Origin of the sequence: Cylindrospermum stagnale PCC 7417 (assembly GCF_000317535.1) — a bacterium.
Classification (GTDB): domain Bacteria; phylum Cyanobacteriota; class Cyanobacteriia; order Cyanobacteriales; family Nostocaceae; genus Cylindrospermum; species Cylindrospermum stagnale.
In genome coordinates this window covers 33,674-58,289 of sequence record NC_020050.1, presented here as the reverse complement: position 1 = coordinate 58,289, position 24,616 = coordinate 33,674, and the positions used below count along the sequence as shown (strand labels likewise).

The following is a 24,616-nucleotide window of genomic DNA, read 5'->3' as shown; positions in this document are numbered from 1 at the left end:
GATGCTATCCCACTGATTGGTGATTCTATCACTCAGCTGAAGCAACTAACTTAGAGAACTGTTTGAATGTCTTGATATTATTTCTAATAGCTCTGCCAACCGTTCCTCCTGAAGCCATGAGACGCATTTCGCGGTTAATTGGCCATAGATAGTCGAGATTCTCACAAAGTTTACGTATTTCTAAATGAAGACGCTGGTGGCATTTAACTGACTGATGAAAACCTTCGTGTTCTTGACAGAAACATTTCTCAACCCATTGAACGGCTTCTTCGTGAGACAGATTAAATAAAGAGCTCCTAAACACCTTATAAATATAGAACATACCCGATAAATCATCTCCAAAAAAGCGATTCTTGATTACTCCCGATATATGGCTAAGGTTAGTCTTTTGAATGACATAAACTGCCCAATTAACCAGAAATTTTTCGTAAGCAGTTGGCGCTGGGAAGTTCTTATGTAAATCTCGAGCTAGGAATAAAGATGTCGTTGTATGGAAAGATTCATCTAAAAAGTGGTAGTGGGAGATAGCAGTTGGTACTGGAACATACTCGCCTTGCTTCTGAAGTTTTTTGAAATATAAATATATAGTATGTTCTTGATTCTTCAAAAGCATATTAGCAAGATAACGTAACGTATAATATTGGCTAGCTAAGAAGGGTGAACTGCCCCAACTAGATGCAAAGAATCGGATAAAAAAAGAAGGAAGCATTCCGTATCCATGGAAAAAACCATTAGTAGTCGTTACAGATAATTTATTTTTGGCTTCTATTTTTTTAAAATAAGGAGAGACATAATGTTTTCTTTTATAGGAAATTAGGGTCGATAAAAAGCGTAGACTATGATACTGAAAATTTGCAATTTGCAAATTTATTTGACTATTGTTGGCAGGCTTGTTTTCCAGCAAAATATTAGTAAAAGCTTGCTTGCCTAACAAATTTTTCAAAGTTTGGAAATTAACTTTGAAAAAAGCATGAATATGAATACGTTCTTGAGCCGCTTCATGCTCAAGCTGTTCAGCAAGAATTTTATAATTACCGCCTAAAGCAGAGAAACAATCTGCTGTTATTAGGTTATAGTCAATTGTTTCCATTTCACTATAAGCGGTAAGGCTATAGTTTGACATCCAAAATTGATGATTAAGTGCTATTTTTTGAGATGAAGAAGCAACTTCATAAAAGGGTGTTCCGTAAAGAAGTGAAAGTTCAGGAGGATTCCAATAATATTTACTTTGTTCTTCATATTTGAAATTGTGGTCTAGCTCCTTAATTTTCTCAGTGTAGTCAGAATTCAGGTTATTCTGGTAGTTATTTTCAACAATTTTAATACGTTTGATTTCCTTTTCTACAGTAAATTTGGGATTTGGTATACTTGTGTTTGGATCGCTGTTGACATTTTGCATTGTTTTCACCTTATCAAATACTTAATTTTTATTTCGGTTTTTATCAAAAACTTACTGCTTAATAGATAAGCTGTTAGCTAAATACTTTGTTAAAGCTTCAATAGTTGGATAATCGTACAGCAAAGTTGGTTCAAATTCGCATTCAAGCCATTCCTCTATCTCTCCACTCAATCCAATGGCAGACGCAGAATCCATGTTGTAGCAGTCAAAGGGAAGTGTAACATCAATCTCATTTGGATTAATTTTTAATACATTTGTTAGGTAGGACACTAACCACGCTTGAATTTCTGCTGTAGTCTTAAGCTTTTCAGGTGAGGCTTCCACGTGATAGGCATTATTAGTCTCTAAATCAGAGTTACTCATTTGAAAATTCAAAAATTCAACCATTTTTTCATCTCCGTTTATTTTACTAACAAGTATGTCCTTCGTTTTGACGTTTTTTTAGAAATACTTAATTAGTTTAGCGATTGCTAAACTAATTAAAACTTACTTTTTAAAACTTACTTTTCTCACTGCTGACAGATGATAATTGGTTCAAAGTTAATTCGATATCAGACTGCAAATTCATAAATTTGACTTGATGCCGAGGATTTTCACTCCATTCACTGACAACATCCAAATCTCCAACTAGAAATTTAGATCGACAGTCTTGACGTTGAATCTTACCACTAGAAGTTTTAGGGATACTTGCAGTCTTAATCAGTAAGATGCTATAAATCTGTAGAGAATATTCTGCTGTTATCGCTTGGCAAATATTTCTCAGCACCTCACTGGTGTCTAATTTTCGTAAATAACTCCGTTCTAACTCTTGAACAACAACCAGCTGTTCAATTCCATTTACCTCAATCGTAAAAACAGATCCACAACTAGGTCGCAGTGCTGGATGACTCTTCTCTACTGTTAGTTCAATATCCTGAGGATAATAATTTCTTCCTCGGATAATTATTACATCTTTAAGTCGCCCTGTAATGAATAATTCACCATCGTGCAAAAATCCTAAATCTCCAGTGCGTAAAAATGGTTTTGATTCAGTATCAGTATCTTGTAGTTGTGCGTTAAAAGTTTGTTGGGTCAGATCGGGTCGATTCCAATAGCCACCAGCAACAGAAGAACCATGAACCCAAATTTCTCCTACTTGGTCAGCACGACGCAAGGTTAAAGAATTGGGATCAACGATCACAATTTTCTGCTCTAACCAAGTATGACCACAGCCAATAATTTTCCGGCCATCTTTATACTCATTACTAACTGCTACAACCCGATTTTGTTCAAGAGCTGTTCCATCAACACAGAGTACTGTTGGCAAAGCTGTTTTCAAACCCCCAGAAACAAATAAGGTTGTCTCAGCCATCCCGTAGCAAGGGTAAAACGCTTCGTCACGAAAACCACAAGATGCAAAAGTGGTTGTAAATTCTGCCAATGTCTCTGCACGGACAGGTTCAGATCCATTGAAAGCCACTTCCCATCTGCTCAAATCAAGAGTAGAGCGCTGTTCAGGAGTAATTTTGCGAACACATAAGTCATAAGCAAAATTGGGTCCACCACTAGTCGTCGCTTTGTAGCGGGAAATTGTTTGCAGCCAGCGCAAAGGCTTCTGTAGAAATGCTACTGGCGATATGAGAATGCATGATATACCTAAATACAATGGTTGCAGCACATTCCCAATCAGTCCCATGTCATGGAATAAGGGCAACCAACCTACAAAAATAGTTTCTTTTGTATGCCCAAAAGCCTTTTCAATCATTCGCTGATTGTGCAACAGATTACCATGACTCACCATTACCCCTTTCGGTGTTCCAGTAGAACCTGAAGTGTATTGGAGAAAAGCCAGGTCACTCTCGCACAAAGTCGGTTCTTGCCAGTTTGACGCCAAGTCGCTGTTGAGGTTATCGGTAGCTACCCATTGCACAGCGCCTAATTCCGGATTCTTAGCCAACCGCTTCTCTATATTAGCTAAAAGAGATTGAGTGGTCAGCGTCAGTGACACTTGGGCATCTGACACAATCGCTTGCAATCTAGATAATGACTGATTCTGTCGGGGTGGATAAGCAGGAACAGCCACAACCCCAGCATATAAACATCCGAAGAACGCAGAAATGAACTCCAACCCAGGCTGGTAAAGCAGTAAAGCCCGTTCACTAGGAGCTAAAAAGGACTGTAATTGGGCTGCGATCGCCCGTGCCTTTTTATCTAATTGTTGATAAGTCAGACAGTCTGATTCTTTTTCTCCGTTTTCCAAAAATGTATAGCCTCTAAAGTCTGGTTGGTGTAATGCTCTATACCGAAGAATAGCTATTAAAGTAGCAACTTTAGGCAGACTGTGCGGGGAATGATCTACATTAATAATCATGTGAGTTCTATTACACAAACTTGTTTCATTCACCAATAACTATTGCTATATCTTTGTCACTTCAAAGTTCTTCGCAATTCTGGGTTTAGCTATGAGTGTAAGACTTGACTTATGTTTCGGTGGATTGTTGAAATCGTTCTCCGACCCTTGGAGAAGAAAGGTTTCGTCCTCTTGCCAAAGCGTTGGGTAGTTGAGCGCACTTTTGGATGGCTTAATTGCTGTCGGCGTTTAAGCAAAAATTATGAAAGACTACCCAAAACCTCCGAAACATTTATCTATATTGCTGTGATTCATATCATGGTCAGACGACCGACATAATTTTTGACTGGTTTCGACTTTTAAAACATCCTCTCATATTCTCAAAAATGGATAAAGTCGAGCCTAGAAGTAACTTATTAAATCTGTTTGCTACTATATTGTTTCAACAGTTAAATTTCTTCTTCAGCCAAAAGTTGTACTTTTAGCTCAGACATATTATTTCTTTAGGTGTAATTGGGGTATTGCAACGATTCATGAAAAATTACGCTATAGTGAGAAAATGAGTGTCAATTAACCTTGAACAAATAAAATTGCACAAAAAATATGAATGGCCAACAAGAAGAGGTTAAGATTAAAAACTTGGATCACTTGGGAATAGTAGCCGGAATAATTGATGATATAGCGTTTCCCGGTCTGGTGAGGTACATCTTTGAACCTAAAAGCTTTAACTAGCAAAGTCTGGATGTACCTCACTAGCATAGGAAACGCTATATAGGAATTGTCGAAAAGCTCAATAATATCCCTCTTTCAAGAAACACATTCGGTGGGGAGAGAAATAGGAATAAGTTCCAAACCAAGAGCCTGAGCTTTTTGTCGGAGGTTTTTGAGAATCAGTTCCTGGTATTTTTGCTCATAATAGTCCATACCAGGATCAGAATATTCTCCCTTCTTTGTCCAGAGTCGGTAGAACAAACGAGCCAATTTGTGTGCAGTAGCAGTTATTGCTTTGGGTGCCCCCAAGCGAGAACGTAAGCGGCGATAAAATGCACCCAAAGCAGAACGACTGTGAGTCAGGGAAAAAGCCGCCATGCGAAAAGCGTTGGCAGCGCGATTGACAACAGTACGAGTTTGAGAGCTTTTAACCTTACCGCCAGTGACCTTTTGACCAGGACATAAACCCAACCAAGATGTGAAGTGCTTAACTGTAGGAAAGCGTTTTGGGTTTAATCCCACCTCAGATAAAATGGTCTGAACAGTTAAAGCATCAAGACCATCAATGAGTATAAAATCTAACTCCTGCCATCCGATAGAGATACTTATGTAAATCAAAATTTGGGTGATTTGCAGTCGGTTTTTTCCGGCGTTTTCTTCCCTTTATTGGCGGTTCATCTAAAGTCTTAGGTTCAAAAGATGCTAAACATTTTTCGATTTGTGCGTCAACAGCAGTAATCTGTTGTTGGTAAACCTCATACAAGGTCAATTCTTGCTGGAGAACAAATAAATGTTCACGGCGGTAATCACCAGTTAAAGATGCAGCAATATCTGCTGTGCTACTTTTGATGTGTGGGTCTTTGAGGGATGCTAAAACTTGTGGGTCTTGTTCGCCAGCAACGATTGCTTTGATAATCTTCATTCCAGTCAAACCAGTCACATCGCTGATGACTTTGTGGAGATGTAAATTCATCTGGATGAGTGCTTTTTGCATCCGTTGTACATGGGCACTAGCACTTTTGATTAAAGTGTCTCGTTGACGGATATAACTGCGTAGAACACAAACTTGGTCTTCCGGACGAAAAGAACTAGACAGTAATCCATAGGTGTGTAACTTTTGTAACCACTGGCAGTCTAACACATCTGTTTTGCGCCCAGGGACTGTTTTCACGTGATGAGCATTAACTAATTTGACCTCAAAACCCTTGGCTTCTAAAATCTGAAACACTGGAATCCAATAAACTCCTGTGGCTTCCATTGCCACTGTATCTACGCGGCATTCCATTAACCAATCGGCCATTGCAATTAAATCAGGAGTAAAACATCCGAATCGGCGAACATTTTTATCTGCCCTATCAGTGGGGACACAAACCCAATGTTCTCCACTACCAAGGTCTATTCCTGCTGCGTTCTGGTTAATTTCTTCTAAAGTGGATGATACTTTTTCTACAGGGACAGGCTGGTTATTCCCTTGAACGAGTGGCAATTTCATGGCTGCAACTCTCATATGGTTATTATGGATATGTCCTGACCTGGGGATGTACTCATAGATAATCTTTCAAACGGGATAGGAAACTTTGTCCTTCACCAATGTCATAGCCATAAAGCCCCAGAACCATTCTCCTAATCAGGCTCAACACACTATTGTGGGTTCGGTTTTAACTGTCAGGATAATTCTAATGTACCCGTTCATTAGTCGCCTCAAAATAGTTTCTTTCATTCATAGCGGGTGGCAGTGCCGCCTGTGCAGTTGCTTCTAAGAAACCAGATTTTCTGAGGGCTGAGGAATAAGCACAAAACCTAATTGCTGCGCTCTTTTTTGGAGATTATTAACTGTGCGTTCACGATAGCGTCCCCTTTTGGACTCGCTTCACATAAATTGTGCCACCATTCCAGTCTATTTGCTCCCATCGTAAAGATGCTGCCTCTGCCACTCGCAATCCATGACGGTAGATCAACAAAATTAGGGTCGAGTCTCGATGAGCGTGGCGACACTTAGATTTTTTGATAGCTGACCGCATCGCCTCAACTTTTTCCGGTAACAAATGCTCCCTAGTCCTGACCTCGGAATATTTGCGAGAGTTAGGTGATTGACGTTTGACGTTTAAGTTTTTCTGTTTTACCAACTTTCGGTAGTCGAACAAGTTGTTTGCTCATGACCTGGCAATTTGTTTCATCACAGTAATTCGCATTGTGATGTGAAACTAACTGTTGCTGTTTTTGATACAGCGTTTCCGGCTATTATGAGGTACAGTAGCAGCAACTAGCAAACCAGTTTCTTAATTGTTGAGGATTTATTAAGTCGAGTGCAACTGAGATTAGTTTATCAACCATTTCCGTTGTAGTTGGAGCGAAACGGCGTAGAAAAGATTTAAGTTGTGACCACCATAATTCAATTGGATTAAAATCGGGAGAGTATGAGGATAAACAAATAACTTTCGCGCCTACAGCTTCAATCATTAGCACAATTGAATCTAGTTTATGTGCGGATAAATTATCCATGACTACTACTGCTCCTGACCATAAATTTGGCACTAAAAACTTCTCAACAAATAATTCAAATGCCCTGCCATCCATTGAATTATTCATTGTCATTAATGCAACTACTTTGTTAATACTAATTGCTCCAATTACTGTAACTTTTGAACCTCTATAGAAGGGGTTAAGAGAGTAAGCTCTTGTTCCCATTTGTGAACGGGCATGAGTCCTCGTTAACCCAAGTAGAACGCCAGTTTCGTCCAAAAATACTAAATTTTCTGGCTCTATATGTTTGACCTTTTCCCAATAATCTAATCTTAAATTTAAGACTCTAAGAGTCCCGGCTTGGGTACTCCGCTTTGTTTTTTTTTACGATTTAATCCTAATTTCTGTAAGGCCCGACACATTGCACTTCGACCCACCCAATTACCAGTCTTGTCTGCCAAGAATTCACATAACTCTATCAATGTTGCATCTGGATGTGCTTCAACTAATTCCCTTAACTCTACTTCCGCATTTGTTAAATGACTAAATTGTGGTTTCCCTCGCGGCTTTGGTTGTAAATTTCCTTCAAGTTTTTGTTGCTTTACAAGCTTTTGCACTAAACTCTTTGAGACGGAAAATATGTTAGCTACTTTCCTGATTGAGATGTTTTTTTGAAGATGTGCTGCAACTATTTTTTCTCGAAACTCGACAGAGTATGACTTCATTTAAAGGTATTTATATTTTAATTTAGTGTACCTCATAACAGACGCAAGTGCTGTATCAGCAACTCATGTGCAACCACAGCAACTGAACATAAGCGGCACATCAAATCATTTTCAATTGCTTCTTTATTAGTCATAGAGACTCAAAAATAATCTATTACCACCAACAACAGACAAGATTAAAGTCCACTTTACCAAACCAGCATCTGTTCAGCCACCATTCTCAATGAAAAATGCTACAAAATGCCTGGAATATCTAATAAAAATCAGCTTTACATCTAGATCAATAGAGACTATGTTAATGATGGAATTAGCCATAAAAAGGTGGCTTCTCTTTTTTGAGGGAGCCATTTTATTAATGCCTTCAGACATCACTTCATAATAGGCGCTATGACACAGCTACCAAAAACATTAGAGCAGTTTCTGACTCAAGACCCTACCGAAATTGATTTTGAAGTCCACGTACAAGCCCACAGCGTAGATGAATTTATCAAAATTCATGGAACTGAAGCAGTTCATACCATGAAATTAGATGCCATTCCACAGGAATTACAAAATTATCTTCAGGAAAACCCAGGCGTAACAAGCTTTTCTATTCGCATACAACAAGCTGCTGGCAGCGAAGAAGAAACAACAACTATCTATATTCGTCCATTGGATGAAAACGGTATCACCAAGGATTTTATAGTTAGCGGTGACAACTTAATTCCAATTGAATCTAGCTTACTCAAACCCGATTGCACCAGCCCAATCGACGAACTAGAAGAAGCTGCGTAACCGACTCAAAAGCCTGACCTGACTGAACGAGCAAAGGGCACATTTTAATTAATGTGCCCTTTTTAACCTTAAAAAGACAAGACAATTATACTGGCATCACATTACATGGCTAAACATCTCTACTCAACCATTCAGCTAGCAGGAATAGCCCTGATAGTAACTGCGCTAGTCAACCCTTGGAACTTACTACACAATCCTTGGATTAGATGCCCATTAATCCTATTTCTTACAAGCACAGCAATAATGCACGGCGAAGCCAAAGCACAAGACGAAATCCTCAAACACATATCTAGCGAACAAGAGAATCCAGACAAACTTTAAAACAGCTCATCAGGAGGCAAGATTTTGCCTCTCCCAAAAAGTCAATTAACCTTAACCAAGAACAAAACTGAAACCATGAAACTTCAAAATTTTTTAGAAACCAAAGAAAAATGGGGATTTGACGCCATCGGTCAAGACGTAGAGCTAGCTGTACAGGTTCAGTCTCTGTTAATTAACTTAGGGTTTTTAGAACCTCCCGCCGATGGTAAATTCGGTCCAATTTCTATGGCAGCGCTTAAAAGATTCCAAGAACAGTCCAAAACTGGAGAAAATAACTTTTTAGGAGCGGGCACAGCCAAAGCCCTGATCGAAGCTAAACAAATAGCATGGACAAATCTGAAGTTAGGCGATGATATCGCCAGCAAAATTCTGAAATATATGCTGGCACAGAACTATTTAGTTTTCAGCGAGCCTAAGGAATACAACATTGTCTATATAGAGGGAATGAACGAAGACTGGACACTTAATAACGATGCACCCAACGAATTTAACGACTTAAGGATTGTTATTGAAGTAGTAGATGGCATTCCCAAAATAGTAAATCACTGGCAGGCCACGACTGAGCCAGGTAATTATTACACCATCAATCCAATGAATTCATCAGGAGCCGCCCGAATTAAGTTTGGGCAATATAAATCCTGGGCAATTGGTATGCATGGAAATGCAGATAGACATGAAGCGCTAATACAAGTTGCACCAATTACAGTTCATCGCGATTTCAACAAAGACTTCAAACGCACAGGTGACAAACTAGATACCGGACTTTTCGGAGTCAACCAACATTGGGGATACGACATACCAACACATGACATTAAGGATGCCAGTGCCGGTTGCCTAGTAGGTCGTACAAGAAAAGGCCATCGTGAATTCGTAAAAATTATCAAACAAGACCGTCGTTATCTAGCCAATAACAATTACATCTTCTACACCACAGTCATTCCTGGTGACGACTTGTTAAAACAGTTTCCTTGATAGATGTATATGACTCATAAATGCCATGCAGTAGGGTGTGACTGCAACATCCCCCCAAAACATCTGATGTGTCCCACACACTGGGAAATGGTGCCAAAGATTCTACAACAAGCCATTTGGCGCTACTACCGACCAGGGCAAGAAATAGACAAATGCCCCAGCGCCAAATATTTAGAAATCATGGAAAAGGCGATCGTTGCCGTTGCACAATCCACAGTTGTATGAACGTTGGTGACAAAGTTCAACATATCAGTGCAGAGACATTTTTAGGTGAATCAATAGGTTGGATTGTATGGATGCATAACTCTGGTACATTTTGCGACGTACAATTTGACCTTCCTAGAATTACAGCTTTAGAGCATCCCGTGCATGCGAACCGAACTTATAACCGATTCAACGATCCAGTAAGACTGCCATCCGCCTTGCTGAAATTAGTACTTTAACCAAAATGAACCTCTCCTTCTCGATGACCATCAATCTAGCAAAGAAGAAACAAATACCTGATCCTTTAATTTCAGGAATAAAAACCGTCACACGCAGAAATTGGAGTTTAAAAACATATCAAATAATAACCTCAGCTTACGACAAAGGTAAAAAACAGCATCAAGCATGGACTAACTGCACATTCGTTCCAGGCGCAATACAGATGGGAACCATCACATTAACTCATCGCCCTTACCTTGAGCAATTAGAAGACATGCCCGAAGAAGACGTGTACCACGAAGGTAATCTATGGGAATCAAAAATAGAATTTATACAAATGCTCAACTTTCCCTTAGACGAGGAATTGTGCGTAGTCCGTTTCAACTTCAACCAAAATATACTTGATAATAATTAGCAATAACAAATCTGCGATCCCATTTCATCTGATTATTCTCAATAATTTAAATATAATTCTCAATAAGCCGATCCCATTTCATCTGATTAAAACTTGAACTCGGTTCCAGCTTGTCCAAGTGCTGAATCCCGCATCATACCAGCACTTCCCGCATCTTCCCGCTAAGTTGAACCCGAAGATGGGATCTCATCTCATCTGATTACTCACAGGGGAGCGTTACCCTGATATGAGTACTGTCAACCGCTAATCTCGGTGGCTACTACCCATAGCCCACTAATCTAACCAATGGCTCATAACCCACTAAGCGCCGAGTCCTGACCCAATCCACCCAAATAAAACCATCAAAATCAACATCATGATTGCCCTACCAGTTGCCGCTCCGATTGCCCCTGCTGGAGGTGGACTAGTTTGACGATCGTCCGGCCAGATGATGAATCCATAGAAATAACCCCACCGATTTCCATCAGCACAAACCCAACTATCCCACCTACCAGAATCAAGAGCAGACTCCTGGTAAACCCAAACCGGATGCCTGCGGCGGGCGGAGCCATCGCAACTAAAAAACCCAGGTTTATTGAGAATGTAAGAGTGTAATTGAGAATTAAACCCCGATTTCACCAAATCGCGTTGCTCCCGCTGCTAATGTGGTTGATCATTAACTCTGCGATAGACTGTAAAAGCATTGAGCGCTGACTTTGTAAGAAGAAATGATTCCCTGTAAACATTTTTATGTCAAATGAACTCCTAGTTTGAGTTTGCCAAGGGATTAAATGCTCATAGCATACTAAAGTATCTTGCTTACCTCCAAAAACAGTGATTGGGCAATCTAATGATTCTATAGTCGAATAATTATAGCTTTTAAAAACTTCAAGGTCAGCTCGGAAAGTTGGTAATACATCAAGTATTAAGTTCGTTTTTTGTACAATCGACTCTGGCATTGAATTGAAACGGTGTAATTGCGCTATTATTTCTTCATCAGAAGCTGTAGGGTTGGGAAGAGATAGCAAAGACTCTGACAAATGAGGGGCTGGACAAGCAGAAATGAATAAATGAACAGGAGTTATTTGATAACCTTTTTGTAATAGGCGAGCAACTTCAAAAGCTAGTAAAGCTCCCATGCTATGACCAAAGAAAGCAAATGGCATTTTTAATTCCGGCTTTAAACCTTGAACTAGCACATCAACTAATTTTGAAAAATCTCTAAATGGTTTTTCATGTAAACGTTCATCTCTTCCTGGTAATTGAATGGGACAAACTTCAATTTTTTGAGGTAGCTCTACTGACCAGGGGCGAAACATAGAAATGCCACCACCTGCATACGGGAAACAGAACAAACGTATCTCAGCGTCTGGATTAGCTTGTAGAGAAGTAATCCAAGGATTTTGCTCAGACTTTAATTGATGAGTATCTTCAATAACCTTGAGTTGTTTCTTATCACTAAACAAAGTTTGACATAAGTATGTAGATAACTGATTGATAGTAGGATATTTCACTATCAAAGTTGAAGGTAAAGAGATATTAAGAGCAATTTCCAGAAAATTTCTTAACTGAAGTGCCATTAGGGAGTCAATCCCTAAGTTCTGAAATTTTTCGTGCTGTTCTAGAGGCTGCTCTTTTGAAATTCCAAGTACTTTATTGACTTGATGATTAATGTATTCGATTAATAATTCTAGGCGCTGTTCTTCAGAGGTATTTTGTAGTTGGCCTAATAAATCAAAAGGCTGATTTGGCAATTGTTGTGCTTGTTCTAATTGTGCTTGCCGTTGTTCCTTGATGAATTTTTCAAAGCGAAGCGGCTCATTGTCAGCAGGAAATTGTTTTAAGAATTCAGCCCAATTTACAGGTAATACACCAACTTGAGTAAAATTTTGTCCTAATAAATCTCCTAAAATTTTTAAGCCTTGTTGTGGAGGAATCATTCCTAGTTTTAGAGCGGAAAAATTGGTTTGAGCTGCCATCCCTGTTTCACTCCAGGGGCCCCAATTAATGCTCAAGGCTGGTAAGCCTAAGGTTTGACGGTAATGAGCTAAGAAGTCCATAAAAGCATTACCAGCAGCGTAGTTTCCTTGTCCAGGAGCACCAAGTAAGGAAACAGCAGAAGAGAAAAGCACAAAGAAATCTAATGGTAAGTCTTGAGTTAAATGGTGTAAATTCCAAGCTCCAGCAACTTTAGGAGTCATAACATCAAGAAAACGCTCCCAATTTTGCTCCATAAGTACACCATCATCTAAGACTCCTGCGGCATGAATTACTCCACGTAGAGGAGGCAGAGCAGTCTTAATCGTTTTCAACATATCCTCAACCGATTTAGGTGAAGAAATATCCGCCTGAATAACTAAAATTTTGACTTCTGACTGTTCAAGTTCACTGATAATTTTTTGTGCAGATATGGAAGGTTGATTGCGTCCAGTCAAGATTAAATAGCGAGACCCTTGTTCTACCAACCACTGAGCTATCTGGAGTCCAAGAGACCCTAGTCCACCAGTAATTAAATAGCTACTATTTTTGTGGATTTGAGGCTGGTGGACACTAGGGTAAGGATGTCGAACCAGTCTTGCAACATATCGAGTGTCTTGATGATAGACAATCTGGTCTTCTTGACTGAACGAGAGTATCTCTTTTAGTAGTACTTGCACTTCATTAAAATTCTCATGAGGCTCAATATCTAAACAAACTGAATGTAGTTCAGGATGTTCACGAGAGATTGCTCCTCCTAATCCCCATAATGGAGATTGTTGTATCTGCAAAGGAGTTGATAAATCTTGTACTTTTTGAGCAGCTTTTGTCACTAACCATAAACGGTCTACGTGTAAATTTTCTTCTTTCACCAAGGCTTGTACGAGAAAAAGTACACTACCACAGTTAAGTGTTTGAGTATCTTGTAAACTGGATAAAGTTAACGGCTCAACTTCAAAAGTGTCTAAATTCCATAAATGGACTATTCCTTTAAAAGACAATCCAATCTTTGAAATATCTTTAAGCAATCGTTTATAGTTTTCTGAATCACTTGGCACAATTTCCCATTGTCCAATCTCTTTAGTTTGATAGGTTTCTCCAGGATAGATAAGAATACAATCTTCACCTTGTTGGAGCAGTTGTTGTGCTAATCTTTGACCTACTCCCCCAATATCAGCAAAAATCAGCCATATTCCTGATTCTAGCTGGGATTTTTGCTGTTTTACTTCTATAAGGGGTTGAGGTTGCCAGTCAATTTGATAAAGCCATTGCTGGGGAGCTTTTTCAGAGTAAGCTACTAAAGAATTAAGTTTTTCTAGATTCCAGCTAGAGAGTTCTTCTGATGATAATTCTGTATCTTTTTGAGCCGTAAGTAGGATATAAATAGCCATTTTCTTACGCATCAAATTCCCTAACTGATGGTAGGAAGTAAATGCTGATTGAATATCTTGATTTCCAGCAATACTTTTCTGAGCTAAATTTTCTTCAAAGTCAGGGTCATACAGGAAGTTTGCCATTTCCTGGCTTACATCTATAGCCTCAATTACTTTAAGCTGATTTTGGTTAAGCTTTTCCAACCATTCAGATTTGTTAATAAAATAGGATGATGTTTCTTCATGTTCAATAGCAAAACCTTGATTGGAGATAAAGTCTGCTAAGACCAATAACCCTTTGTCATTAAGATGTCTATTGACATTAGAAAATAATAAATCCTTGCGTTTGATATGGTGTAGAACTTCAAAAGCAAAAATTAAATCGTATTGTTCTGGGAATTCATCTTGGGCACTATCCCGATTATAAATTGTGATTCGCTCTTGCAAACCGCTAGCCAAAATCTTATTTTGCCCTACCTTCGCTTGTTCATTGGAAATAGTGTAACCGCAGAGATGTTGAAGATGTGGGAACTGTTTTGCCAAAGATATCAAATCTGACCCGTAGCCGCATCCAAAATCTAACACTTTTTCACAAGCTTGAAAATCAACTTTAGCAAAGAGAACTTCCCGTAATTCCTTTTGACCATTGAAAACAATAGACAGATACTGGTTATGTTTTTTGGGGTCAGAAACCAGTTTAACCCAAGAAAATCCTGGTATAATTTCCGCAAAAGGAGCAAAGGTTAGAAAAGTTTCATCATATTGAACTGTCACATTTTCATAATTTAACCAAGTACCTTGACTGGCCATAGAATTATAGTAATCAACAACAACTTTTCTGTTAGTATATTCTTGCTCTTCTTGATATTTTTGAACTAAAGTTTCTAATAGTTTAGGCAATATTTGTTGCTGTTCTGAAGAAAAATCTCCAGTTGAGGTTAGCATATTAGCTAACTGGTTAATATTCCCTTGATTTAAAAATTTAAGGACAGCACTTTGTTTGACTGTAGCTAATTCTTGAGTAGGAGCATCAATCCAATATCGTTTCCTTTGGAAAGGATAAGTTGGCAAAATTACCCGATATCTCCTGTAATCTTGGTCAAATCCCTTCCAATTGACAGAAACTCCATGAAGATATAAATGACTTAAGCTTGAGAGCATTGACCGCCAACATGACTCAGTTTGACGTAAGCTAAAAAGCCAAGTTTTTGTATTTCCAGGTAAACAATTAGTTCCCATGGACAATAAAGTTGGTTTCGGGCCAATTTCTAGAAAAATCTCACAGTTTAGCTGCTCTAATACTTTAATACTACTCTCAAATCTGACAGTTTCTCGAATATGTCGTGTCCAATATCTGGAACTAGCAATATCACTACTCATTAGCTCCCCTGTAACATTGGAAACAAGAGGAATCGAAGGTGGGTAGTACGTTACTTCACTAGCAATTTGTTCAAAATCTGCTAGTATAGAGTCCATCAAATGAGAATGAAAAGCATGAGAAACCTTAAGTTCTTGCGTTTTGATTCCTAAATTTTCTAAATCTGTTTTTATTAGCTCAATCGCTTCTTTCTCTCCAGAAATTATCGTATTCTCTGGCCCATTAATTGCTGCAATAGAAATATTATTTGAATGTAATTGAAGTATAGTGTTAACTTGTGTTTCACCAGCAAATATTACTAGCATCTTTCCATTAGCAGGTAATGCTTGCATTAATCTTCCTCTTTGGGCAATCAATTTAAGTCCATCTTCTAAACTGAAGACTTCTGCTACACATGCTGCGACATATTCACCAACGCTGTGACCCATGACAAATTTGGGTTCTATTCCCCAAAATTTCCATAATTGATAAAGGGCATATTCAATAGCAAATAAAGCGGGTTGAGTATATGCAGTTTCATTGAGCAAACTAAGATTGTCTAAAGTTGTTTGGGGATATATAACTTCTAATAAGGGTCTTTCTAGATAAGGACGCAAGATATCAGCACATTGATCAAGATATCTACGAAATGTTGGCTGTGTTTCATAAAGCTCACGCCCCATATTAATGTATTGAGAACCTTGACCAGTGAATAAAAAAGCGATCGCTTTCTCCTGCTTACTTGTCACAGATCCATTGAACAATACGGGTGATGCTATGCCTGCTATAAACTCTGTTAAATTTTTCTGAAGCTCGCTAGTAGAATCTGTAACTATTGCTAGACGATGATTAAAATGTTCTCTTCCCACATTAGCAGTAAAACAAATATCTCCTAAAGAAATTTCTTTCTCAGTAGTGCAAAAAGTGATGTAACGCTGCACTAGTTCTTTTAGTGCTTTCTCACTTTTTGCTGAAAGAGCTAGTAGATGTAAAGAACGCTCAACTTGGTTATCATTATTTTCTAGAAGTGGAGTTTCTTCAAGAATAATGTGAGCATTAGTTCCTCCAACTCCTAATGAACTTACTCCTGCTCTTCGAGGCAGATCATTAGTTTTCCATGGAGACAATTGAGTGTTAACGTAGAAAGGGCTATTATAAAAATCAATTTGGGGATTGGGATTCTCGAAGTTTATAGTAGCAGGAATTTCTTTATATTTCAGTGCTAACACAGTTTTAATTAATCCTGCCATTCCTGCTGCTGTGTCTAAATGTCCAATATTAGTTTTCACTGAACCGATAGCACAAAACCCTTTTTTTTCAGTTTTTCGGCGAAATGCTTGAGTAAGAGCTGCAATTTCAATAGGATCTCCTAAAAAAGTTCCAGTTCCGTGAGCTTCTACATAGCTAATTGTTTCTGGAGAAATATCTGCTACCGCTTGTGCCATGGCAATTACAGTTGCCTGACCACTGACGCTAGGAGCTGTGTAGCTGACTTTTGTTGCCCCGTCGTTATTAATGGCTGAACCTTTGATTACTGCTTGAATGCAATCTCTATCAGCGATCGCATCAGCTAATCGTTTAAGAACAACAACACCCACCCCATTACCACCTATAGTTCCTTGGGCTTTTTTATCAAAGGCTCGACAATGACCATCAGTAGATAAAATCATTCCTTCTTGATAGAGGTAGCCTATCTTTTGAGGTTGATGGATAGCAACTGCCCCTGCTAAAGCCATATCACATTCACCATTTAGCAAACTCTGACAAGCTAAATGTACTGCTACTAATGAAGTAGAACAGGCAGTTTGCACATTGACACTGGGCCCTTTTAGATTTAATAGATGGGAAATCCGAGTTGGCAAAAATTCTACACCATTGGCAATCATAATTTGAAACCCATCCCAAGGAGTCAAATTATCACGGTTAGGATAAAGATTATGAAGAAAGTAACTGGTCATCCCTACACCAGCATACAGATTCATTCCCGCTCCAGCAAAAACTCCAACTGATTCCTGATGGTTTTTAGGATTATAACCTGCTTGTTCCAAGCATTCCCAAGCACATTCTAAAAACAAACGATGTTGCGGGTCCATAATAGCTGCTTCTCTAGGACTAAAACCGAAGAAGTCAGCATCAAACTTCTCTATATCTGAAAGGATTCCATTTGCTTTAACATAGTTAGGATGATTAAATAAATTTGGCTCTACACCTTCTGATTTCAAGTCTGATTCAGAAAACCAAGTAATTGATTCGACACCGTTTTTGAGATTTTGCCAAAATTCATCAGGATTTTGGGCACCGGGAAAACGACAAGATGTACCAATAATAGCGATTTCTAGACCGTTACCTAAATCATTTTGTGTAAAAACATTCATGTTTTTTTTCTTTATGATTGTTCTTTGTAAATTGGAGTGATCTGAGTTAGATATTTTATTGATGGCACACATCAATAAATTGATTTTTATTCCACTTTTCTTCTCTGTCTTTGTTTTAAATTAGAAGCTAAACGACGGTCACGTATTTTGTCTAATTCATTATTTTGTTGAGAATTATTTAATACAATAGAGAATTGAGCCAAATGTTTAGCTAGAGTATGTATAGTAGGATATTGAAACATTTCTGTTATGGAGAATTTTTGTCCTAAAGAATCTTCGAGTTGGTGGTGAATTTGGATCATTTTTAATGAACTACCACCAATAGCAAAAATACTATCATGGATACTAATTTCAGAAAACCCTAAAATATTCTTCCAAATTTGTGCAATTTGATTTTCCATTTCATTGTTGGGTTGGATTAATTTTCCAGACTTAGAAGAGAAACCATTAATCCTAGCCACCAAACTCTGGTAATCAATCACTCCTGTTGCTGTTAGCGGCATTTCTTTAAGTTCTACAACAGAACTTATGGTGCTAAGTGTGCCAAAGCAATCTGATAAAACCAATTCTGACAAATGTTTTTCAGGATTTTGGTTAGATAGAAAACCCTTTGGTTCGTCCAGAGAAATTTTATTGACAACATAGGCTACTAACTGTTCAACATTTTCTGGTTTGCTTTCGAGATATCCTCGAATATATGGATTCTTGCCCGATAATCCAATCCAAAGAGGAAAAGAAGAATAACATAACCCAATAAGAAATGATTCTAAACCTTGTTGATCGCTAATTGATAAGTAACCACGATTACGAGATAATATTTTCATTGAATAACCACGACTTATTCCCACTTCATCCCATTGACTCCAATTAAAGCAATAGCTTTGTTTAATATTTCGGGAAATTTGATTATGGGAAAAGTGCTCTTGAAAGCGATTAGCAGCAGCATAAGCTCCCACCATTGCTCCGCCAAAAAAACCGTTAACAGATGATGATGTTATAAAAAGTGCATCTGGTTTATTTTTAATTAATTGGTATAAAGACCAAGTACCTAATACTTTAGGGTACATAACTTGTGCAAAGGTTTCTTGAGTTTCTTCTATAAGTAACCGCTCTTGAAAAATACCTGCCAGATGAATCACTCCGTCTAAACTACATTGCCAAAGAGACTGTGCTTTCTGAACTACCTGATCTAAATTATGCAAATCGCACACATCTAATGTCTCATAGCAAATCTCTCCTCCTAACTGTTTCAATGTTTGAAAACTTTGAATACGTTCTGCTATTTTATCATTTTGGACTAAATAAGATGCCCATTCATTTTGAGGTGGTAGAGAAGTTCTTCCTAATAACAACAGCCTTGCTTGGAAATTTTTCAATAAATATGTAGCGAGTTTCTTGCCTATACCTCCTAAGCCTCCAGTAATTACATACATTCCCCCTTGTCGGAAAGGAATTTTTTCTGGAAAATTCTGAGTGACATCAATTTTTTTGAGGCGAGGAATCCAGCGTGTTTCTTGACGATAAGTTATCTCTGGTTCTTTTGTAACCGCTTTAAGCTCTCGCAAGACTAACTCCCTATTGATATTAACAGGTGTTGATTGTAAATCTATTTGTAAATCTACATGGCGACAAGACAACCAAGGAATTTCATGAGGAATTGTTTTTAATAGCCCAAGAAGAGGAGTGTTCTCATAAGCAATTAAATCTTTGGCATCAATTCCCTGAGATTGAGTAGATACAACCATTAATTGAATTTTGTTAACTTTATTGTGAGTTTTTGCTAAAGCCTGAACCAAAAACAAGAGACTCCAAACTCCTGATACTTGAGCCTTTTCCAACATTTCTAAACTTGATACTTCTTCAACATACTCCTTATAAGTCCACAAATGTAAAATCTGGCTAATATGCTTCATCTCTTGAGAAAGAGAATCTAGTAGTTGTTGATAATCTGCTGGATTTTGAGGGTTAATACAATAACGATTGGCAGACAGTTTGGCAAAACTCGTTCCCATTTCAACTCCTATCCAAGGTTGATTGAGTTTTGCCCCTAGAGATTCACCTAATCCCGATGAATCGAGAAATAACAAATAAAAACCAGCAGAAATTTCCGGAAAACTGTGTAATATTTCCTTCCGTCGCCATATTTTTTGATAAAACCAATCGGGAATACCTTTATCTTGGTTTAAGTAAATATCAATTTCTTGTAAAACTTCTTGAAAATCACCAGCTACAAATTGTTTTTGTAGCTGTGTTCTTTGGATCTTACCACTTGTTGTCTTAGGAAATTTCGATTTTTGAATGGGAATAATATATCTAGGGTTAATTCCAATGCATGATGTTAATTGACTTCTTATATTTTTAATTAATTCAATATTTTCCTTGATTCCTGAAATTATAGGGGTGTAGAAAATTGCTATATCTTCTGTTCCTGTTTCTAAATTTTGAATTCCACATACAGCTACATAAGTGGTAACTATACCATTTATTCCATTGATTAGTTCTTCAATTTCATAACAATAGTAGTTAGCACCATTGATAATAATTTGCTCTTTTTCTCGTCCGGCAACAATAAGATGTCCATTGAAAATAAATCCTAAATCTCCTGTATTAAACCATCCTTCTCCTACAAATGATTCTTCATTTGCTTCTACATTAGACAAATATCCAGGCATCACAACAGTACCTTTAATTTGTAAACGACCAATTACCTTTTCAAAAACAAGTTGATTATTATTGTCTACAATCCGAATCTGGACTCCAGGAACTGCTGGACCTAAGTCAATAAAACTAAAGACATCTTTTTCATTTTTGTTGGCTATTTCAAGGATACTATTCAAAGAAGATTTCTTAAAGTAGTAGATTCCTGTTTCCTCAGTAAAATTATTTTGATATGTCATACAAGTACATACTTCAGCCATACCAAAAGCAGGCTGCATTACTTGAGAAGAAACTTTAAAGGGAGCCACTAAATCTAAAAATTCATCTACTACTGGAAAAGTAACCTGTTCACCCGCATTCATTAAAAATTTAAGACAAAAAAGATCCCACGTCTTTTGCTTTACTTTCTTTAATTCATTACTTACTAACTTAAACCCAAAATTAGGAGACCAACTATGAGTTACTTGATACTGTTCTATTAAATCTAGCCATTTCAATGGATTTCCTAAAATAAAATTCGTTGATACTTCAATTTGTTGACAACCTAAGTAAACATCTTTGAGATGATAGGTTAGGAGCGGAACTACATGATCTACAGGTAACCAATTAAGGGTAATATTCTCTGATTCATATCCATTAAATTGTTGTGAAGCATGAATGTGACTTATAATATTTTCATGACTTTGTTGAACACATTTGGGAATTCCAGTACTGCCCGAAGTTAATTGTAAGAAAGCTATGTCATCAGGTTGACTTTGATAAATTGCTTGTGTTGTTGGATTGTTAATTAAGGTTTCAATAGAAAAAATTTTTATATCTGAGATTGGTAACAAGTTTTTTGAATTACTAATAGATTCTACCAGAGCCTCTGAAGCTAGAATTGGTGGACATTCTAAAAATTTCCAAATATTAAATAACTTATCAACTACATTATTTCTGTTATCATAAGTTGGTGCTATTGCAACAGTTACTGGAATGATACCACCTAGCAAGCAAGCCCAAAAAGCAGGAAAATAAAATTGCAAATCTTTTATCTGTAAAATTACTTTCTGTTTAGGTTTTAAACCTATGCTATGTAAACCAGTTAAAATACGTTTAGCATCCAAAAGTAAAGAAGCATAGCTTTGAAAAATTTCAGCATTATTTGATTGAATATAGACCATTCCTTTGTTAGGGTGTTTGGTAGCTGTTTGCAGCAAAGCATCAATAAGCGTTTTGGGACTTTCTTCAGGTATAGTTAAATGCCCTCCGTTGCTAATAGCTAATTTTGAAGTTTTTGTTTCTTTTGATTTGGTAACTACCTCTTCTGATTCAGAGACTAATTGTTTAGAGATTATATGGGATGATGTATTTGATTCTTGATTAGTCAGTAATTTCGGTAGAGGAAAAGGCTGGATAAATTCCGTTGTTTGTTTTGTTATTACTGCTACTTCTTCAACAGATAAGTTTTCTTGTAACTTCTTTTCCCATTTTTGCTTTAATTTTGTATTAATAAATACTAACTTTTCCAAGACTATTTGATCTACTAAACCTTCAGGTGTCAGTGGTAAAGAAGAAATAAAAACAAAAGCATTTGGAATCTCGGAAGCGGGAATAATATTTTTTAAATATGAATCTAGTTGCTGTGAAAGAAGTGGTTTAGAAGAAACAATATAGGCAACTAATTCTTCGGTTGATTTTACTGTTTCTCGCACAACTACAACACAGTCATTTACTGATGGCTCACTTAACAATGCCGCCTCAATTTTTTTTATATTAAGAGAAAAGTTGTTAATCATTACTATTCATCTTTAATTTAATAGTCTTCTTCCAAGCCATGTCCGCAAAAATGAACAACTTGGGGTTTCTCTTCTGCGATGCCTACGGTGGGATCTCTGCGCGATCGCCCTACGAATATCCTGGGGTCTAATAGCAGTCCTAATCTCAACCTCAAACATATCCCGTCTTACGGCACGTCGGATACATTCCTCAACTTCCCTAATTTCTTTATCCAAGCGCAAACCGTGGGGGATGGCTGCTAAAATTAAGATTTTTTGTGACTCAGTAGCTTGTCCTTTAAGCATCTCCCACTCTTGCTTGATGGATGTGTTAAATCCTACCAGATTGGCAAGGAATAGATGCTACTTCAAAACTAAATTTAATGATTACGGAAGAATTCACCAAAGGATCTTATCAAAACAGGAAATTACAGCGTCTAGACAACGAAGCGACACTTAACCACTTCCGCAACAGGTGGCTATTGCTATATGAAAGTGTAAACATTCACGCAAGAACATTGTATGTAATCATAGTCGTTATTGGAAATAAATCAGGTTCTACCGCTCCCTTTATGCTAAGATAACATCTTTTTGCAGCCATAACCATCATTTGATGGGGTGGAAGAGTCCATCGTCACCAAACCGCCACCCGACAGAACCAGGATCTTTCGACCTGCACCACCTTTCAAAATCCTTAGAACTCTGATTATGAAGCTCCCGTTTCAAAGTTGCCGCATCGATACCCAATCTTTTAGCCAGATTTTCCCCCGTATAAGCTTGTAGTTCAAGCTGCGGTGGGTGATATTGGTACGATTGCCTTTTCTGAGGAGTTGACGAGCGCTGGGATAGTAAAGAGATTGCCCCTTCAATTTGTGCCAATCTCAAAGCGATTTCTTCGGAGCGCTTCGCTATCGCTTCAGTCTTTTGCTCAAACTGTAAAAATCTTTGTTTTAAGTCATCGTCTCCACCGTTGTCTACACGCCCCTCAATACGAGAAGCGACTAGGATAAGTTGAGTTTCCAGTTCCTGTAGACGAGTTTCTACATTAGTATCTATACCATTGTCTGTATCTTCAGCAGTCAAACTCAGAACATGGTGTAGCCCCCGAATAACTAAATCCGTGGCTGTGGTTTCAAGTTCTCTGGCTTTAGCCCTGAGGGCTTCGACCAAAGGCTTAGGCAGTTTAAAATTTATTGATTCGCGTTCAACTTTTTTCACTATGTCTACACCATCTTATGCACTTAAGTATAGACAAATAAGGACGGTAAGGGAAGCGCCACTAGAAGAAATCACCATGTCTACACCATCTTATACACTAAAGTATAGACAAATAAGGGCGGTAAGGGAGCGTCACTAGAAAAAATTTGGATTTTTTCCTTTTTCCCTGCCAGCAATAATCCATACATCCTGACTTTCATAAAAATCGCCACGCTGCTCCAAAGTAAAACCACCCAGTAACAATCCCAACCACACCTCCACTAATGGCATTTGCAACACAGATTGTAACCTAGTTAAAGAAATCTCACCGGGAGTCCGAGTTAAATAATTAGCGATCGCCCTTTGCCATCCTTCTACATCTTCATCACCCGCCAATTCATGCACATCTTCCACACAGGTGATTTGTTCCAGCATTGCCAACACCTGACCCTTTTCAACAGGTGCTGCCACAGAATCACCCTTACTGCTAATATGAGAAAATTGATGTGTACCATGTGCCTTAAATATTTGCGGCACTTCAATTTCTATCAAATCATCTAAATCCAGCTGCATTGTAGTTCGCACCAACCCAGCAAACATATCAGTACTGACAATAGGCCCATCAAGATTTCGACTGTCGCTCACATCTTGCAACAGCATATTCGCCCGTTCTCTAAGAATTTGGGCAATTTGACTAAACGCCGCACCCGCAGTTGACAACTGTGCTTCCACAGGCAACTCCCAGAGTTCTGCATCCAAACACTCCCACACAGCATTCAATGATGAAGTGGGTGGAGATTCTGAAAGCTCATCAAGTACATCCCAGATAGTGAGTTGTCGATATGCACTCATCTTGATAACTCCGGATGCAATGGGCAAGGACGCACTGGACAGTGGATGGGGCTAACCTCGAACATCTCCTTATATTGAGACAACGGAATTTCATATTGCCGAGAAAAAGCTTGCAACACCTGCTCAGTATAGGTTTTAATTTTACCTGCTGTTAACCCAAAGCAATGGATTGGTTCAAGACGACAAATAGGTTTTTGTCCATGCCATAATTGGGCACCCAAAGCATGTAACGGTTTATCTCCCGGTTCCTTATATAAGTAAAGCACTGCAAAATATGTCGCAGGTGGTTCCACATTCACTGTTTCAACATCTGCATCCTGCTTTATACGCTGGCGATAAAAAGAACGGCGATTATGACATACATGAGGATTCCAACAACCATCACCTTCTGAACCATGTAAAACTTTTGCTTGTGTTGTTGAAAATTTAGAGCATAACTGACATTTTGGATTAAGTGGTCTTGGCATTTATACACCTATATTCAATTGCTCAATATGCCAACTAAAATGTTGACTAATATTTATAAGTTTTTCAGCCATTCTCCCATACACAAATGATT

General features: G+C 38.0%; 17 protein-coding genes and 2 pseudogenes. 5 read left to right on the top strand and 14 right to left on the bottom strand.

What is annotated here, in order from left to right:
- Positions 1-28: 28 nt before the first annotated feature.
- The 3 genes from CYLST_RS29950 to CYLST_RS29940 all read right to left on the bottom strand — a co-directional run bounded on the left by CYLST_RS29950 (position 29) and on the right by CYLST_RS29940 (position 3,749).
- Complete coding sequence (locus tag CYLST_RS29950) at positions 29-1,399, bottom strand: hypothetical protein (protein ID WP_015328291.1); 1,371 nt, start codon at positions 1,397-1,399, stop codon at positions 29-31.
- 51 nt (positions 1,400-1,450) lie between these two features.
- On the bottom strand, positions 1,451-1,786 hold the full coding sequence (locus CYLST_RS29945) for an acyl carrier protein (protein ID WP_015328290.1): 336 nt from the start codon (positions 1,784-1,786) through the stop codon (positions 1,451-1,453).
- 106 nt (positions 1,787-1,892) lie between these two features.
- Positions 1,893-3,749, bottom strand: a complete 1,857-nt coding sequence (locus tag CYLST_RS29940; RefSeq protein WP_015328289.1) for a fatty acyl-AMP ligase — start codon at positions 3,747-3,749, stop codon at positions 1,893-1,895.
- Positions 3,750-3,863: 114 nt separating this feature from the next.
- Between CYLST_RS29940 and CYLST_RS33875 the strand changes: the two are divergent.
- Positions 3,864-4,067: pseudogene (locus tag CYLST_RS33875) on the top strand (transposase); the annotation flags it as partial.
- 468 nt (positions 4,068-4,535) lie between these two features.
- Here the strand turns inward: CYLST_RS33875 and CYLST_RS29935 are convergent.
- The 4 genes and pseudogenes from CYLST_RS29935 to CYLST_RS29925 form a co-directional block, all read right to left on the bottom strand.
- Positions 4,536-5,931: pseudogene (locus tag CYLST_RS29935) on the bottom strand (IS110 family RNA-guided transposase).
- Positions 5,932-6,280: 349 nt separating this feature from the next.
- The gene (locus CYLST_RS33870; protein WP_245587551.1) at positions 6,281-6,583 is read right to left on the bottom strand and encodes a tyrosine-type recombinase/integrase; all 303 of its coding nucleotides are present in this window, start codon (positions 6,581-6,583) and stop codon (positions 6,281-6,283) included.
- A gap of 97 nt (positions 6,584-6,680) precedes the next feature.
- A complete protein-coding gene (locus CYLST_RS29930) occupies positions 6,681-7,181 on the bottom strand; it encodes a transposase (protein ID WP_085960646.1) in 501 nt (166 codons plus the stop codon).
- 59 nt (positions 7,182-7,240) lie between these two features.
- On the bottom strand, positions 7,241-7,627 hold the full coding sequence (locus CYLST_RS29925; RefSeq protein WP_041234091.1) for a helix-turn-helix domain-containing protein: 387 nt from the start codon (positions 7,625-7,627) through the stop codon (positions 7,241-7,243).
- Positions 7,628-8,014: 387 nt separating this feature from the next.
- Between CYLST_RS29925 and CYLST_RS29920 the strand changes: the two genes are divergently transcribed.
- The 4 genes from CYLST_RS29920 (at position 8,015) to CYLST_RS35340 (ending at position 10,532) form a co-directional block, all read left to right on the top strand.
- A complete protein-coding gene (locus CYLST_RS29920) occupies positions 8,015-8,401 on the top strand; it encodes a hypothetical protein (RefSeq protein WP_015328286.1) in 387 nt (128 codons plus the stop codon).
- A 396-nt stretch (positions 8,402-8,797) separates the two neighbouring features.
- Positions 8,798-9,694 carry a peptidoglycan-binding domain-containing protein gene (locus tag CYLST_RS29910; protein WP_041234146.1) on the top strand — a complete coding sequence of 299 codons (897 nt, stop codon included), beginning with the start codon at positions 8,798-8,800 and terminating at the stop codon, positions 9,692-9,694.
- A gap of 87 nt (positions 9,695-9,781) precedes the next feature.
- A complete protein-coding gene (locus CYLST_RS34955) occupies positions 9,782-9,919 on the top strand; it encodes a hypothetical protein (RefSeq protein WP_157162738.1) in 138 nt (45 codons plus the stop codon).
- Positions 9,920-10,340: 421 nt separating this feature from the next.
- On the top strand, positions 10,341-10,532 hold the full coding sequence (locus CYLST_RS35340; RefSeq protein WP_172642203.1) for a hypothetical protein: 192 nt from the start codon (positions 10,341-10,343) through the stop codon (positions 10,530-10,532).
- Between the two features lie 300 nt (positions 10,533-10,832).
- Here CYLST_RS35340 and CYLST_RS29890 read toward each other — a convergent pair whose 3' ends face one another.
- From CYLST_RS29890 to CYLST_RS29860, 7 genes are all read right to left on the bottom strand, one after another.
- Positions 10,833-11,150, bottom strand: coding sequence for a hypothetical protein (locus CYLST_RS29890; RefSeq protein ID WP_041234089.1), 318 nt, complete (start codon positions 11,148-11,150; stop codon positions 10,833-10,835).
- Positions 11,147-17,593: a type I polyketide synthase gene (locus CYLST_RS32645; protein ID WP_051056207.1), complete on the bottom strand. Its 6,447-nt coding sequence runs from the start codon at positions 17,591-17,593 to the stop codon at positions 11,147-11,149. The genes CYLST_RS29890 and CYLST_RS32645 overlap by 4 nt, the downstream gene beginning before the upstream one ends.
- An 86-nt stretch (positions 17,594-17,679) precedes the next feature.
- Positions 17,680-22,029: an SDR family NAD(P)-dependent oxidoreductase gene (locus CYLST_RS29880; RefSeq protein ID WP_015328278.1), complete on the bottom strand. Its 4,350-nt coding sequence runs from the start codon at positions 22,027-22,029 to the stop codon at positions 17,680-17,682.
- Between the two features lie 12 nt (positions 22,030-22,041).
- On the bottom strand, positions 22,042-22,314 hold the full coding sequence (locus CYLST_RS29875) for a hypothetical protein (RefSeq protein ID WP_015328277.1): 273 nt from the start codon (positions 22,312-22,314) through the stop codon (positions 22,042-22,044).
- 300 nt (positions 22,315-22,614) lie between these two features.
- Positions 22,615-23,226: a hypothetical protein gene (locus tag CYLST_RS29870; protein ID WP_015328275.1), complete on the bottom strand. Its 612-nt coding sequence runs from the start codon at positions 23,224-23,226 to the stop codon at positions 22,615-22,617.
- A 135-nt stretch (positions 23,227-23,361) separates the two neighbouring features.
- Entirely contained in the window at positions 23,362-24,057 is a 696-nt protein-coding gene (locus tag CYLST_RS29865; RefSeq protein WP_015328274.1) for a hypothetical protein, read from the bottom strand.
- Positions 24,054-24,524 carry a hypothetical protein gene (locus tag CYLST_RS29860; protein WP_015328273.1) on the bottom strand — a complete coding sequence of 157 codons (471 nt, stop codon included), beginning with the start codon at positions 24,522-24,524 and terminating at the stop codon, positions 24,054-24,056. The genes CYLST_RS29865 and CYLST_RS29860 overlap by 4 nt, the downstream gene beginning before the upstream one ends.
- Positions 24,525-24,616: the final 92 nt, after the last annotated feature.